The sequence below is a fragment of the Pseudoalteromonas piscicida genome, from assembly GCF_000238315.3.
GTDB lineage: Bacteria > Pseudomonadota > Gammaproteobacteria > Enterobacterales > Alteromonadaceae > Pseudoalteromonas > Pseudoalteromonas piscicida.
In genome coordinates, this window is sequence record NZ_CP011924.1 from 1,319,295 (window position 1) to 1,333,319 (window position 14,025).

The 14,025-nt window shown below is 42.1% G+C and carries 12 protein-coding genes; 9 read left to right on the plus strand and 3 right to left on the minus strand.

Going from position 1 to position 14,025, the window contains the following annotated elements; genetic code table 11:
* The first annotated feature begins 19 nt into the window (after positions 1–19).
* From PPIS_RS06040 to PPIS_RS06065, 6 genes are all read left to right on the plus strand, one after another.
* On the plus strand, positions 20–1,675 hold the full coding sequence (locus PPIS_RS06040; protein WP_010372494.1) for a phytoene desaturase family protein: 1,656 nt from the start codon (positions 20–22) through the stop codon (positions 1,673–1,675).
* Between the two features lie 24 nt (positions 1,676–1,699).
* On the plus strand, positions 1,700–2,236 hold the full coding sequence (fldB, locus tag PPIS_RS06045; RefSeq protein ID WP_010372491.1) for a flavodoxin FldB: 537 nt from the start codon (positions 1,700–1,702) through the stop codon (positions 2,234–2,236).
* Positions 2,237–2,306: 70 nt separating this feature from the next.
* Positions 2,307–3,971 carry a phytoene desaturase family protein gene (locus tag PPIS_RS06050; RefSeq protein WP_010372489.1) on the plus strand — a complete coding sequence of 555 codons (1,665 nt, stop codon included), beginning with the start codon at positions 2,307–2,309 and terminating at the stop codon, positions 3,969–3,971.
* Complete coding sequence (locus PPIS_RS06055) at positions 3,964–4,920, plus strand: sterol desaturase family protein (protein ID WP_019647338.1); 957 nt, start codon at positions 3,964–3,966, stop codon at positions 4,918–4,920. The genes PPIS_RS06050 and PPIS_RS06055 overlap by 8 nt, the downstream gene beginning before the upstream one ends.
* Before the next feature lie 4 nt (positions 4,921–4,924).
* Entirely contained in the window at positions 4,925–6,298 is a 1,374-nt protein-coding gene (locus PPIS_RS06060; RefSeq protein ID WP_248694145.1) for an MATE family efflux transporter, read from the plus strand.
* Positions 6,295–7,086, plus strand: a complete 792-nt coding sequence (locus PPIS_RS06065) for a thioesterase II family protein (protein WP_010372481.1) — start codon at positions 6,295–6,297, stop codon at positions 7,084–7,086. Before PPIS_RS06060 ends, PPIS_RS06065 begins: the two co-directional genes overlap by 4 nt.
* Here PPIS_RS06065 and PPIS_RS06070 read toward each other — a convergent pair.
* Positions 7,081–8,385, minus strand: coding sequence for a hemolysin family protein (locus PPIS_RS06070; RefSeq protein WP_010372478.1), 1,305 nt, complete (start codon positions 8,383–8,385; stop codon positions 7,081–7,083). The genes PPIS_RS06065 and PPIS_RS06070 overlap by 6 nt on opposite strands.
* Positions 8,386–8,545: 160 nt before the next feature.
* Between PPIS_RS06070 and PPIS_RS06075 the strand changes: the two genes are divergently transcribed.
* Both PPIS_RS06075 and PPIS_RS06080 read left to right on the plus strand, forming a co-directional pair.
* Positions 8,546–9,154, plus strand: coding sequence for a hypothetical protein (locus PPIS_RS06075; protein WP_010372474.1), 609 nt, complete (start codon positions 8,546–8,548; stop codon positions 9,152–9,154).
* 100 nt (positions 9,155–9,254) lie between these two features.
* On the plus strand, positions 9,255–9,809 hold the full coding sequence (locus PPIS_RS06080; RefSeq protein WP_010372471.1) for a hypothetical protein: 555 nt from the start codon (positions 9,255–9,257) through the stop codon (positions 9,807–9,809).
* 178 nt (positions 9,810–9,987) lie between these two features.
* Here the strand turns inward: PPIS_RS06080 and PPIS_RS06085 are convergent, their stop codons facing one another.
* A complete protein-coding gene (locus PPIS_RS06085) occupies positions 9,988–10,944 on the minus strand; it encodes an MBL fold metallo-hydrolase (RefSeq protein ID WP_010372467.1) in 957 nt (318 codons plus the stop codon).
* A gap of 261 nt (positions 10,945–11,205) precedes the next feature.
* Positions 11,206–12,498 (minus strand): peptide-methionine (S)-S-oxide reductase MsrA, encoded by a 1,293-nt coding sequence (msrA, locus tag PPIS_RS06090; RefSeq protein ID WP_010372464.1) that lies wholly within the window; start codon positions 12,496–12,498, stop codon positions 11,206–11,208.
* 165 nt (positions 12,499–12,663) lie between these two features.
* Between msrA and PPIS_RS06095 the strand changes: the two genes are divergently transcribed.
* Positions 12,664–13,980 carry an MFS transporter gene (locus PPIS_RS06095; protein ID WP_248694144.1) on the plus strand — a complete coding sequence of 439 codons (1,317 nt, stop codon included), beginning with the start codon at positions 12,664–12,666 and terminating at the stop codon, positions 13,978–13,980.
* The last annotated feature ends 45 nt before the right edge of the window (positions 13,981–14,025 follow it).

Below are 14,025 nucleotides of genomic sequence, written 5' to 3' on the forward strand. Positions count from 1 at the left end.
CGACTTTAAGGACAGAATTATGACCACACAAAGACAATCTATGATCATCATAGGTGCCGGCATGGGTGGACTCTCAACCGGTAGCTATGCACAAATGAACGGCTACAAGAGCGTGATCTTAGAACTGCACGATATTCCAGGCGGCTGCTGCACATCGTGGGAACGCAGAGATTATATTTTTGATTGGTGTATTAGCTGGCTACTGGGTAGTGGCACAGGCAACGGCATGAATCAAATCTGGCAAGAGTTAGGTGCGCTGGATGATAAAGAAATTAGAGACTTTGAAATCTTCAATTCAGTTATTGATGAAGAGTTAGGAGAAGTACATTTCTACGCAGATCCAGATAAACTTGAAGCCCACCTCTTGAGCATTTCTCCCGCTGACAAGAAACTCATCAAACAATTTTGCGATGGCATTCGCGAATTCGTCAAAATGATAGACGCTTATCCTTTTCTGGTGCCAGTTGGCATTATGTCACGCTGGCAAAAGCTAAAAATGATGTGGCCGTTTATCAAAAAATTTAATTTAATCCGCAAATCCATGGCGACATTGATGTCGGACTTTGCCGCTAAGTTTTCACACCCGCTGCTGCAAAAGGCATTTAACGTTATCTTTTATGAGCAACATCCTAGTTTCCCGCTATTACCTTTCTACTTTAATTTGGCCTGCGCGGCGAAAAAAAATGCAGGTGTGCCCGAAGGTGGCTCCTTAGGCCTCGCACAATCGATGGAAGCAAGATATAAAAAGTTGGGGGGTGACATCATATACAACACCCGAGTACACAAGATCTTGGTCGAAGACAACAAAGCCATCGGTGTCGAGCTCAGCGATGGCCAAAAAATGTATGCTGATATCGTGATCTCAGCATGTGACGGTACGGATGTGGTAAAAAACATGCTTGATGGCCAGTATTCCAGCTCTGTGTTAGACAAGCTATACGACGAGTTAAGGGAGACCGATGGTCAAATGTTCCCAGGATACGTCTCTGTATTTTTGGGAGTAAACAAGGACTATACCCATCAACCTCATTGCCGCACCCACTTGTTAGACCAACAAGATCTGGTCCACTGCCCTGGTATGACGCACCCGGGGATCAATGTGCAGGTGCGCAATGTGCACTACCCGCATATCGCCCCAGAAGGCAAATCCGTGCTTTATATCACTTACTTCTCAACTTATGAGCCATGGGCTGAATTAAATAATTTCCAAGAAACAACGGCGACTAAACGCCATCACACTAGGGTCAAGCGTAGCGTTCAATATCGCCTCGCTAAAAAGACCTTAGGTGAATTTATAATCGATAAGCTCTCCACTCATTTTGAGGGACTAAAAGAGCATATCGAATATATCGACATCGCGACCCCTTTGACCCAAGTTCGCTATACCCGCAACAGCAAAGGAACGGTATTGGCGTGGCAGCCATTTTTGGAAAGTGGTGAAAGTTTAGAAGACGAAATAAATGCCAACGGGACAACGGGACTGCCAGGCCTTAGCAACTTTTATATGGCTGGTCACTGGGTGACAACCGGCGGGTTGATCCGTGCAGCAGCTACAGGCAGACATGTTCTGCACTTTGTATGCCGTGATGATGACAAGCCGTTTCAGGCTTGGATCGGTGAAAACTCACTACACCAACCTCAATCTTATAGCGAACAAAAGCAGCATGTTGCTTAACCAAGAGAATTAAAAGGAAATATTATGAGTACTCGTATTGGCCTATTTTATGGCAGCACAACAGGTAACACTGAAGCCGCAGCAGAATTAATAAAAGCAAACCTAAACCAGTTTACCATCGACCTCTTTGATATAGCAGACACCGAATTAACCTTAACCGAGAACTATGAATTTTTGATTTTTGGGATTTCAACGTGGGAATACGGTGGTTTACAGGATGATTGGGAATCACGTTGGGAGAGCCTAGCACAACAGGATTTCAGCGGAAAAATCGTGGCTATCTTCGGTCAGGGCGATCAAGTTGGTTATGACGAGTGGTTTCAAGACGGTATCGGCATCTTACACGATAAACTAACCGAACAAGGCGCCACAGCAATTGGTTACTGGCCAAATTCAGGTTACCACTTCACCAAGTCGAAAGGGCTAAATGAAGACGGCAGCGAGTTTCTCGGCTTGTCGCTTGATGATGATAACCAACCAGAACTCACCGAGCAGCGCATCAACGACTGGTGCCAAGAGATTGCCGCCGTGCTTCAAGAGCTTGCCTGCGAAACAGCTTAAGGCCATCAAGATAACTATTCGGCGATGCTTAACTGTATTACATGCACGCCGAATATGACAAGGAATAACAATGTCAAAAAATACAAAATCAGTCATTATTATCGGAGCTGGCATGTCAGGTCTAAGCACCGCAGCATACAGCCAGATGAATGGTTACGAAACGACAATATTTGAGCTACATGAAACTCCCGGAGGATGCTGTACTTCTTGGCAGCGAAAGGACTTTACTTTTGATTGGTGTTTGAGTTGGTTAAAAGGCACAGGCCACAAAGATGAGATGTCTTTAATTTGGAATGAACTAGGTTGCCTCGATGACGTTTCAATCTACCATATTAACACATTCAACACCGTAATTTTTCCAGATGGACAAAAAGTTACTTTCCACGCAGATCCCGATAAGCTCGAGTTAAGTTTAATCGAACAGTTTCCTGAAGATACCAAGCATATTAAAGAGTTTTGCGGCTATATTAGGAAACTAGCTGGTTGTAGTCCCCACTTTCCATTTCTAAAAAATACTGGACTCATGACATGGTGGGAAAAAGCTAAAATGATGTGGAAGTTGCTTCCCTATATGAAAACATTGATGAACACAATGTCTATCAGTATAGAAGACTACTCAAAACGCTTTAATAATCCTATTTTAGCTGAATCTCTTAACTGGATAATTTATGACAGACTTGGGAGTTTTCCAGTTATGCCCTTCGCTTTTAATATTGCTAATGCCGCGGATAAAGCGATAGGAGTTCCGGATGTCGGCTCATTAGGATTGGCTAAAAAGTTGGCTAGCAGAGTGAAAAAACTAGGTGGAAAAATCCACTATAAAGCGAAAGTCGACCAAATTTTGGTTGAGAACAATAAAGCTATTGGGGTACGACTAAGCAACGGACAAGAACACTTTGCAGATTACGTGATCAGCGCAAGCGATAGTTACAACACAACACAACACTTATTAAGGGGTGCCTACCCTCACCCTGTAATGGATAAAATGTATAGCCATCTGCATAACGATCCAAAGGGCATCATTTTTCCTAGCTTAGTTGCCGTATTTATTGCCGTTAATAAGGATTACACTGATCATGATCCTTATTCAACCTATCTAATAGACGATAAACTGAAATCAGAGTTGATAGGTATTAACCACGGCGGAATAGCTGTACAAGTTAGAAGCACTCTATTACCAAAGCAGGCTCCTGAAGGTAAGTCAGTGCTCTACATTACTTACCTTACTGACAGTCAACCATGGCAAAATTTAAACGCAAACAGTGTTCAATCCGAACATATCAGTATTGGACGAAATAGTCACACCCGTCGAAGACGCTCTGTAGAATATAAAGTCGCCAAGAAAGGTGTTGGCTCCAAGATACTACAATTTCTTTCTCAGCACTTTGAGGAATTAGAGAACAACGTTGAGTTTATAGATGTTGTCACACCGCTTACTTGTGAACGATATACCAAAAACTACAATGGCACAGTATTAGGTTGGGACCCATTCTCTCCTTACTCAGAAGAATTTGAAAAATACATCAACAGACATGGGCCCACTTTACCTCACTTGGATAATTTCTATTTTTCGGGTCACTGGGGAACATCAAATGGTGTAGCTCAGGCCGTGGCTAGCGGCAGACATATAGCCCAATATCTTTGTCTACAAGATAGCAAACGGTTTCGAGTTACGCCTTTTTTAAGCAATGCCAATACTGCGACGCAACCAAAAGAGAATGAACAATATGCATAACTTAGCTACAAAAAATAGGGCCGCTAAAGCTATGAGTATACTCTGCTACCCAGTCATTTTCTTAATAGTTAGTGCAATTAGTTTGCTTGCGATTACAGAAAAACTAGAACTTGGTATCACTACTTTTTTCACCGTTTTATTCGTTATTTTTTACTTCGTTGTGATGGAAAGAATAAATCCTTTTCGGCATAGCTGGCATCCAAGCAAAAAGGAATGGCAGAGAGATGGACGTTATTTCATTTTAGTGATGATTTATGGCGCGATTGGCGCGGGCATCATTCGCACCATCTCCATTTATTTGGCACCTCAGGAAAATGCACTAACACTGTCACAAAATGTGTTTCTAGCAATCCTCGTTAGTTCATTTACGGGATATTGGCTTCATAGATTGCAGCACAAGTACCTATCTTTGTGGAGCTTTCATGGTATTCACCATACTCCGAACAAGGTAACAACAAGTAATAATGTTGTTGTACATCTATTTGAAGTAATTATAAGCGCAGTTACGATTCAACTTATCTTTCTATTATTAGGCTTTTCTGCCGAAAGCGTATTTATTGCCGGTCAATTTACGGTATTGCAAGGGTACTTCATACACGCCAATATCAATGTCAAAATGGGATGGCTAAATCATCTTATTGCAACCCCCGAGTTGCACCGGTTTCACCACAGTACCAACTTACAAGAAGCAGGAAACTACGGCTCTGAACTAAGTATTTGGGATAAAGCCTTTAACAGTTTCCAGTACCACCCCGAGCGCTCACCTCAGGAAATTGGTGTTACTAAACCACATTTATTCCCTGCCCCTTCGGCCATTGGACTTGGTATTTTGCACCCTTTTAAGTGGTTTATAAGTTCAAAAGGCAAACGTCCAAATTACAGCAATATTGATAAACGCACGGCAAATAGGCCGAAAAAAGTGCCATCAACAACCCATGATATTGGATGATAGTGTGAAAGATTTAACTCAAGGCTCAATTCCAAAACATATCATATCAATGGCCTTGCCATTGGCTATCGGTATGCTTGTCCATACACTTTATATGTTTACCGACCTCTATTTTGTATCTCAGCTAGGTGATGCAGAAACGACGGCACTCAGCTTAGTTGGCAATGTACTCTTTTTTATTTTTGCGATTAGCCAGATTTTAAACGTTGGAACCGCTACATTAATTGCGAACTCCGTGGGTAAGAAAAACCAAGCTGAATCAAACTCAATCTTCAATCAAGCGATTTTATTGTCCTGCATATTAGGATTGGTGGTGCTATCTTTTGGGCTATTTGTAATCCAATTTTACCTTCAACATACCACTACAGACTTGGCAGTTCGAGAAGCGGCTATGATTTACACTAAATGGTTTATTCCTTGTCTCGCAATGCAATTTTTATTTATTACTTTGGGAGCAGCGATGCGAGGTATAGGAATAGTTAAACCTATGATGTTTGCTCAGCTCGGATCTCTCCTTCTCAATATCTTGCTATCCCCTTTACTTATAACCGGTTGGGGCTCCATCCCTTCCATGGGGATCTCGGGGGCTGGACTTGCAAGTTCAATTTCCATGATATTAGCTATTGTCGTTACCCTTTTATATTTCAGAAAAGCAGATGGTTATCTAAGAATTGATCTAAAAGCATGGAAAATTGATCATTCCACCATCAAAAAACTACTCGTTATCGGCGGACCCGTTGGGCTCGAGTTAACGCTAACCTTTTGCTACATTTCGCTGACGTTTTGGGCAATCAAAGATCTCTCAACGGATGTCCAAGCAGCACTCAGTATCGGTTCAAAGATAATTCAAGGACTTTCTCTACCCATGATGGCTGTTGTCTTTTCGCTTCCTGCAGTTGCAGGGCAAAACTTTGGTGCAAATAACTTAGCACGATTTAGATATGCTTTTTTTTGGGTAATGTGCTGTGTGTCAATCATTATGTTGCTCATGTCTGTTATCGCAATAAACTGCGGCCACCTGCTTGCCACTCCTTTCTCAAATGATGCAAATGTCATCGAACAAACGCAGTACTTTTTGGAGATTGTTGCATTTAACTTCATCGCCACAGGTATCGTTTATAGTTGCTCGGGAATATTTCAGGCTACAGGTAATACTTTCCCCTCTCTTATAAGCAATGCTTCCAGACTATTCACTTTTGTTTTACCTGTTATCTGGCTCGTAATTACACAACGAGTTTCCGTAGAGTTACTATGGCATCTGTCTGTGATAACTGTGGTTATTCAAGCGGCTTTAAGCTTGTATTTAGCTAGAAATCATTTAGGGCTCATTGCTAGCAAAATAAGTGCTACCGATTACTCCGTGAAGGAGGTATCGTGATTACCCATAAAATAGAAGAGCGCATAAACCACCAGCTTTCTACTTCTAAATGGTTTTCCTTACTCAATAAGCCTAACACCATTCGCAAACAACTCATTTGCTTTCCTTTTGCTGGCGCAGATGCAGCTGTTTACCAAAACTGGGTAGGAAAACTGCCAGAAGATGTCGCTTTATATGCTCTCCAAGCACCCGGGCGAAAGGAGCGAAGTCATGAAGCTGCCATTGATAATATTCATACCTTGATCGAAGCAATAGCACCTATTTTGAGCGAGGCAACACCACTACCCAGCGTTTTTTACGGTCATAGCAATGGCGCTTATATTGCGTATGAGCTTGCTTTAGCACTTCAACATAGCGGTTGTAATATCGTTAAACACCTGTTTATTGCAGCTAGGAAGGCACCGCAATATGCAATAAGAAAGTCCCCCTACCATACTCTTGACGATAAGAAGTTCATTGCGGCGGTAAATTTAATGGGCGGATTACCACCGGCTTTGCTCAACGATATCGAGCTGCAACAACTGATGCTGCCAACGTTAAAAGCAGACTTTAAGCTGGGAGAGACCTATCAATACGAGTCGGCTTGTAAACTCGACGTCCCTGCAACCGTGTTATATGGTACTCGGGATAAAGCAGCAACAGGGGCGGATATGCACCATTGGGAAACTTGCTTTAAACAAGGTATCACGCCTAAAGCGATACCCGGTCGGCACTTTTTTATGCAGGATTCCTCGGCTTTGGTGCTAAAAGAGATCAACGCGGTGTTGGAAACACTGAGCCCCTTATAGTTGGGGCTCTTTGGTTACTTCAATTTGCCTAATGGCCAATCCTTGAATTTCTATTACTTTGAACTTAAAACCATCCACTTCTAACGACTCTCCTTCGGCAGGAAAATGCTTTAACCTGTGGATCACAAAACCGGCTAAGGTTTCTATGGCTTCAATCGGTTCAAACTCGTATTCAATCACCGAAGCTTGAAAGTCCTTAATCGACATATCACCCTGCACTAGCCATCGGGTGTTATCCTTTTGTCGAAATTGGGCTTCTATTGCTTGGTCGTCTTTCAGTGCAATTAAATTCAAGATGCTGGATAAGGTTACCATCCCAACCACAGTTGAGAATTCATTGATCACCACTGCACAGTTGCTTTCATGACTTTTCAGCCCATCTAGCGCATCGGAAAGACTTAGGGTATCAAGTAAAATGACCGGCTTATGGAATTCTTGTTGTTGACCATCCAGTAACGGCTTTTTAGCCAAAATATTGCTAAGTAGTTGTTTGGCTTCAGGTGCAGCAATGACTTTATCGAGCGAGCCATCACACAGCAGATACTGTTGAAAACTGTGCGCTTGAATTAACGTGCTCAGGTTTTCTTCTGATTCTTGAATGTCTAACCACACGATTGCATCGCGGTTGATCATCGCTTGGGTAATATTAGTCTGGTTAAGGTCGAGCACATTGCCAATGATATTGTACTCATGCTCGCACAGTTCCCCCTGCTCAGCACTTTGATCAACCACCGCATAAATATCATCACGCGTGACTTGTTCGTCACGTTCATTTGGTAAATTGAATAGCTTTATAATCCAATCAGCAAACACGTTAAATAGCCAAATAATGGGCTTAAAAATCCATACACTGGCGAGCATAAGATGGATAAATCGCATCGCGATAGTTTCTGGAATGACCATGGCTATTCGTTTTGGCAATAAATCAGCAAACAATACAAATAACGATGTGATCAGTAAAAACGACACCACTGTGGATATTTGCAATAACATCGAGGCATGAGCCGCAACATCGGCAAACATAAAACTTGCAACCCAGTTTAGTAGTTGCAATACATAAGGGGTAAACACCGACTCACCTATCATACCCGCAACAATTGCCAAGGCATTGAGTACCACCTGTACCGCAGCAAAAAACTGATGCGCATTGGCTTGCAAATATAATACTTTCTTGGCTCTAACGTCACCAAGATCAAATAAGGTTTGTAATTTAACTTTGCGTGCCGCTGCCAATGATATTTCACACAGCGCGAAAACTGCACTCAAGCTAATGAGTAACAACACCCAAAAAAAGTCCACAGATACACCTAAAAAAGAAAGCGAGAATTCGACGCGATGTATACGCCTATTTTATGACTTTAGCAATGTAATTCGCGTCAAATAATTAAATTTTTGTTGCCAATCTAGTACCGATTATCGTACTGTTCGCGACGAATAAAAAATACGTCAAGGAAGGAAAATGACAAAACTGATACACACCCTCAAATTAGCCCTACTCACAACGATATTGCTCTGCTTTTCAACAGCATGTTCAACCTATCATGAGATCACTAAAACCACGTCTTATCAAGATGAAATCTCGACCTTTTTAAAAACTGAAGACGGTAAACATCTCATCTTTGTTGGAAAAGAGCATCATTACATACTGCGTACTGATCCCACCTTCGCCAAGCTACTCGATAGCCCGTTTTTGGCATTTATCTCTCTTGAAAGAAATGACTTTCACATCAGTTCAATGCGAAGCGTAGAAGGAAAGGTTGATATTCTATTAAGTCCTAATACACCGAACGAGATAAAAGCAAAAGCCCAAGACTATGGTTTTAAGTCTGGTCGTGTTTCTGTCAAACTTGTTGGTGATAGATATGATAATCGGGATCTGAACTTTGCTCACTTCAAACAATTTGAGCACCCACTCGTAATCCACTTTAGCGTTGCACAAAGTTTTTCAGAAAAGGCATCAGCAGCGATTACGACACCACTAAGAGATATCGCAGAAGGCGCTATTTTCTTATTAGCTGTCCCTGTCATTGCAATATTATGCATGGGTGAAAAAAGGTGCTTACACTAAACACTTTACGAAGGCTAAATTCAGCCTTCACATTATCCTCATAATTTTGTCGTTTAATGCCCACTTAGATTACCAATACTTTCAAACCTAGAGGTACACTGTGAAACCTTCTGATAAAAACAAACTAAATGTCAAAGGGGTATTTTTTAGTCTCGCGACAATCGCCATTTTTTCTGGGCTATCTACCTCAGCAAGAGCTGAATTTTATGGCACACTACAACTTAATGACAAAGTACAAAAATGTAGTGCAATAAAAAACCAATCTGAAAAATATTTCCATGATAATAATTCAGGTCGAACACATCTACCTCTGTCAGTATCGTACTGCAATATAGGTGGCTACATTACTGATTGGACTAAAGTGACGGTGTGGGAGTTCATTGAGGGTCAAGATGGTGATGGTTGGTGGAACCAAATTTATGACGAAAAATTTTCGGGCAATATTGCCGCAGATAAAGGTATTTATTGGCGTGGAAACTTTTTAAACAAAAATACAGACTATAAAGTAAAACTCACTTATAAGATTAAATCAGGCGATAAAAAAGACTGTACACGACAACTGACTAACACGACAAAAGGAATGCTATGGCAAGTTGCCAGCGGTGGAACAACTACAAAATACAATAGATGCCGAACTTTAGAAATTAAACGCTAAATGCGCTGGCGATGCCCTGTTATAAGTCTGATAAATCTTAACTTAATTTATCAGACCTATAACAAAGGTGGGACTTGGAAGCGCCGCGTTAAATACTTAACAATGCGGCTACCAACCTGAATTACTGTACCTTAGCGCCACAGCTGATTTAGGCTGAGCTAATTCATTTAAGCCGAGGTCAACGGGCGATATAGCCAGCCTTTACGCCCTCACTTAAAGTAAAGCTGTCCCCCACAGAGCCCACCACCATTTGCTTACGGTTTGACTTCATCAATTCACGCAGCACGTATAGCGAGTTAATACCAGTACAATGTGCCCCCATCATATTCTTTAAGCCAAACTGCTGTAATTTACCTGCTGTCCATGCCAAATGTTTATCATCCGCATTCATTAAATGGAATCCGCCTATCGCCGTCGTAATATTTGCGGGGTGGATCGTTTTTACTATGTGTTCCATCGTGTTGATGATGCCCGCATGCCCACAACCGGCTATTAATACAAAACCATCTTTGGTATTTATCACCAGTGACATATCTTCTGGAATGTTATCTTCTATATGGCCGTGCTTACCTTCAAGTTTGCTATTTCCACTCCAATTATGTTCGGGGTGAATGCGCTCAACATTGCCTGTTAACCAAACACCTGGGTAAATTTCTTGCGCCTCACTGTATTGTTTGAAAATCACATCTTGTTTTTCAAGCGCGAGCTTCATCGTGTGCATGCGGTTTTCTCTACCTGCACGTTTTGCGAAAATACCGTGACCAACATGAATGCGAGACATTGCTTTTGCATTCTCTTTACTCAGCTCGGTCCTTAACGTTTCTAGTCCGCCAGTGTGGTCGCCATGATTATGGCTTAAAATTACGTCTTCTACATCGGACAAATCGATCCGTAAGTCTCGCGCATTTTGCAGCACCGTTTGCGGCCGATTACCCGTATCAAAAAGAATTTTTCGGCCGTCCACTTCAACTAGTGCTGCATACCCCCACTCGCCAATGCCACGGTCCGCAAGCATGGTCGACAGCGTAGTGATTTTGAGTGCTTTGACTTGGTGAGGAGTTTCATTGGCAGCCGCTGTCGGTACCGTAATGAGCCACCACAAACAAATTAGACACAGAATATGTATACGGTGCATAAGAATTCCTTTTGCGTATTTTGAAGTTAAGTGTTGACGAAACTAACTGGGTATTGAATAAAAATCAACCTGTTACCATATTAGTCTAGAGCCAAATTAGTATAAATGGCCACATGAACGGCAGATCAAATTTTAGGAGGAAGCAGCCAAAGTACCACTTTGAAAAGTTAACAAGTAAACATATTCCCTTGATACACAAAAGTAACTTCGACTTTGGTTTATGTCTGCCTGCTCAGCAAAAGGTGACTTTAGGCGTAATACCTAAAGCGCCTCTCTCGCTTTAAACTCAAGTACTTGGGCATTGATACAATAGCGGTCTTGACCTTTTGGCCCTTCATTTTTAAAGACATGGCCTAAATGAATGCCACTGCTTTTTGAGCGTATTTCAGTTCTCACCATTCCGTGGCTTAAATCTTTGTGATAGGTCACGCTGTCTTTTACTGGGTGGGTAAACGACAGCCACCCAGTGCCTGAGTTAAATCTATCTCGGGTGTCAAAAAGAACCTTGCCGCTTAATTTATCGATAAATACGCCATCAGGTGTGTTTTTAAAGATATCATACTGCTTGCAAAATGGTCTTTCTGTGCCTTTTTGAAAGGCAATGTCAAAAGCTTCTGAACGACCTAGCTTAAAAGCACCGAGTGCTTTGTAAAACTCTTCTCTCGCCATAAAACCTTGAAAGCCAAGGGACTCAACACCATTTTCAATAAATAAGATCGTTGGCGTCGCCCAAGTCGCGGTTTTTATCATTAGCCCCTTGAGTTGATCTGCATAGCGAAAATGAAGTGGGATATCACCTTGATAGTCGTTTAACACCTCTTTTTTTAGTTTTTCGCAATAAGGGCAATAGCTTCTAGCATCAACAATCACAATATGCTTACCTTGGGCTAGCATAGTGTTATCTGTTTTATCTTTCGCCACCTTTTCAAAGGTCACTCCCGTGCTGTGATCTGGGCAGTATCCCTTGGGATTCTTGGTTAAGTAGTTTTGATGATACTCTTCTGCTGGATAGAATTTTCTAAGCGGCTTAATCTTGGTTTGAATGTCGCCATAGCCTTGCTCAGATAATAAATGTTGATACTGCGCTTTTAATGTGTGGGCCTTGTCACTTTGTTGATCGTCAGTATAGAGAATGATCGAACGATACTGCGTTCCAACGTCATTACCCTGACGATTTTTTTGGGTTGGATCATGACTTTCAAAGTAGTACTTTAGCAGCGCATCGGTGGTGATAAGATTTGCGTTGTAAGTTACCTTTACCACTTCCGCATAGTTGTCTTCATCAAAGCGTCGGCTCGATTTAATGATTTCTCTATAACTTGGCTTAAACCCTTTACCGTCGGCATAGCCAGATTCAGCATCTATCACGCCCGTCATTTTTTCATAACGCTTTTCAGGACCCCAGAAACAACCGGAGCCCAACACTAACGTTTTAATATGGTTACTTGCGCCATCAACTTTAGGCTTTGGCATATCTGTCCCCGCGAGCGCCGATACACCCACACCTAACATCATGATAAACCCTATCGATGCGGCCACCTGTAATGTTCTCATCACTACCCTCTCAATGCTGTATGTCACAACTAAGTATGACTATCACTTCATACTTATTGAACTTAATATGATTTACTGCGTATTAAATGAGACCGCTAAAGGTTAATTATCATTTCATCTAAAGTCGTTCATGATAGTGAAGTAGGCTGTCTGCAAAATAAAGGAATGGGTGTGAGTAAAATAAGTGAGAATCTCTATCAAAAGCTAACCAATGATGACGAAGCGCGTGCCTGTAAAGCGATTGACGATAAGGCGTGTAAAGAAGTTCCCGGTAACTACGTACTTATTTTATTGAGTCAACTATTTAGCAAATTAGGAGATGCCCTACTCAACCCAAAGATCACGCTACCTTGGCTGATGCAATCACTCGGTGCTCCCGCTTATATGATATCGGCTCTGGTCCCCATTCGCGAGTCCGGTTCACTGATCCCACAATTGTTTATTGGCCAGTGGGTGCGTAAGCACGCTAAACGAAAGCACCTTTGGTCTCTCGGCGCACTTACTCAAGCTATTTGTGTACTACTTATGGCACTGCTTGCATGGCAGCAAACTGAAAATCAATTATACGCTTGGTTGGTACTTGGATTACTGGCGATTTTTAGCATCGCCCGCAGCTTAAGTTCCGTGTCGTCAAAAGATGTCATCGGTAAAACTATCCCTAAACAAAAGCGCGGCCAGCTTAGCGGCCAAGCCGCCTCTGTCAGTGGACTTATAACTGTTACATTTGGTGTTGGGCTTTTTATCGCTGCCACTCAAGTAAACAACGTCAACTTTGTGATCACACTGGTACTGGCTGCAATCTTTTGGCTGATAGGTGCGTTAACGTTCTCGAGAATTAAAGAATATGAAGGCGCCACCGAAGGCGGTGAAAACGGATTAGATAAAATAAAGCAAGATTTCACGCTGTTAAAAACAGACCCAACTCTGAAAAAATTTATCTTTGCGCGTGGGCTTTTGTTAAGTTCCGCGCTTATTCCGCCCTATTTCACCGTGCTGGCGCAGCAGAATATCGGCAACGGAGCATGGGTGTTGGCAGCTTTGTTAGCGGTGTCTGGGCTTGCCAGTTTAGTCAGTGGGGCTTTTTGGGGTCGTCTTGCCGATCAATCAAGTAAACACGTGATGATGTATGGCGCTACAATCACCGTTGCTATCACTGCAATACTACTGGCAACTGCTTTATTTTATTCTTCACTGCTAGAAACAATCTGGTTCATTCCACTTTGCTATTTTGTTATTGCTATCGCTCACCAAGGCGTGCGCGTGGGCCGCAAAACCTACGTGGTCGATATGGCTGAAGGAAACAAACGCACCAGTTACGTCACGCTCAGTAACACAATTATCGGTATTGTGCTTTTATTAACAAGCGCACTTGGTGTCATTGCCTCGGCATTTTCAATTAATGTGTTACTTGCACTCTACATTATGATCACGATATTAGGCATTGTGCTGACAAGCCGCTTACCTAATGTCACTGAACGGTAAAACCTGTTACTTCACCGACAAATTGTGTCTAAATTTCTCTGATTA

Bases quoted from the DNA above. Each gene is read 5' to 3' on its own strand.
- PPIS_RS06055 (WP_019647338.1), top strand. From the start codon at position 3,964: ATGCATAACTTAGCTACAAAAAATAGGGCCGCTAAAGCTATGAGTATA.
- PPIS_RS06075 (WP_010372474.1), top strand. From the start codon at position 8,546: ATGACAAAACTGATACACACCCTCAAATTAGCCCTACTCACAACGATA.
- PPIS_RS06095 (WP_248694144.1), top strand. From the start codon at position 12,664: ATGGGTGTGAGTAAAATAAGTGAGAATCTCTATCAAAAGCTAACCAAT.
- msrA (WP_010372464.1), bottom strand. From the start codon at position 12,498: ATGAGAACATTACAGGTGGCCGCATCGATAGGGTTTATCATGATGTTA.
- PPIS_RS06085 (WP_010372467.1), bottom strand. From the start codon at position 10,944: ATGCACCGTATACATATTCTGTGTCTAATTTGTTTGTGGTGGCTCATT.
- PPIS_RS06050 (WP_010372489.1), top strand. From the start codon at position 2,307: ATGTCAAAAAATACAAAATCAGTCATTATTATCGGAGCTGGCATGTCA.
- PPIS_RS06040 (WP_010372494.1), top strand. From the start codon at position 20: ATGACCACACAAAGACAATCTATGATCATCATAGGTGCCGGCATGGGT.
- fldB (WP_010372491.1), top strand. From the start codon at position 1,700: ATGAGTACTCGTATTGGCCTATTTTATGGCAGCACAACAGGTAACACT.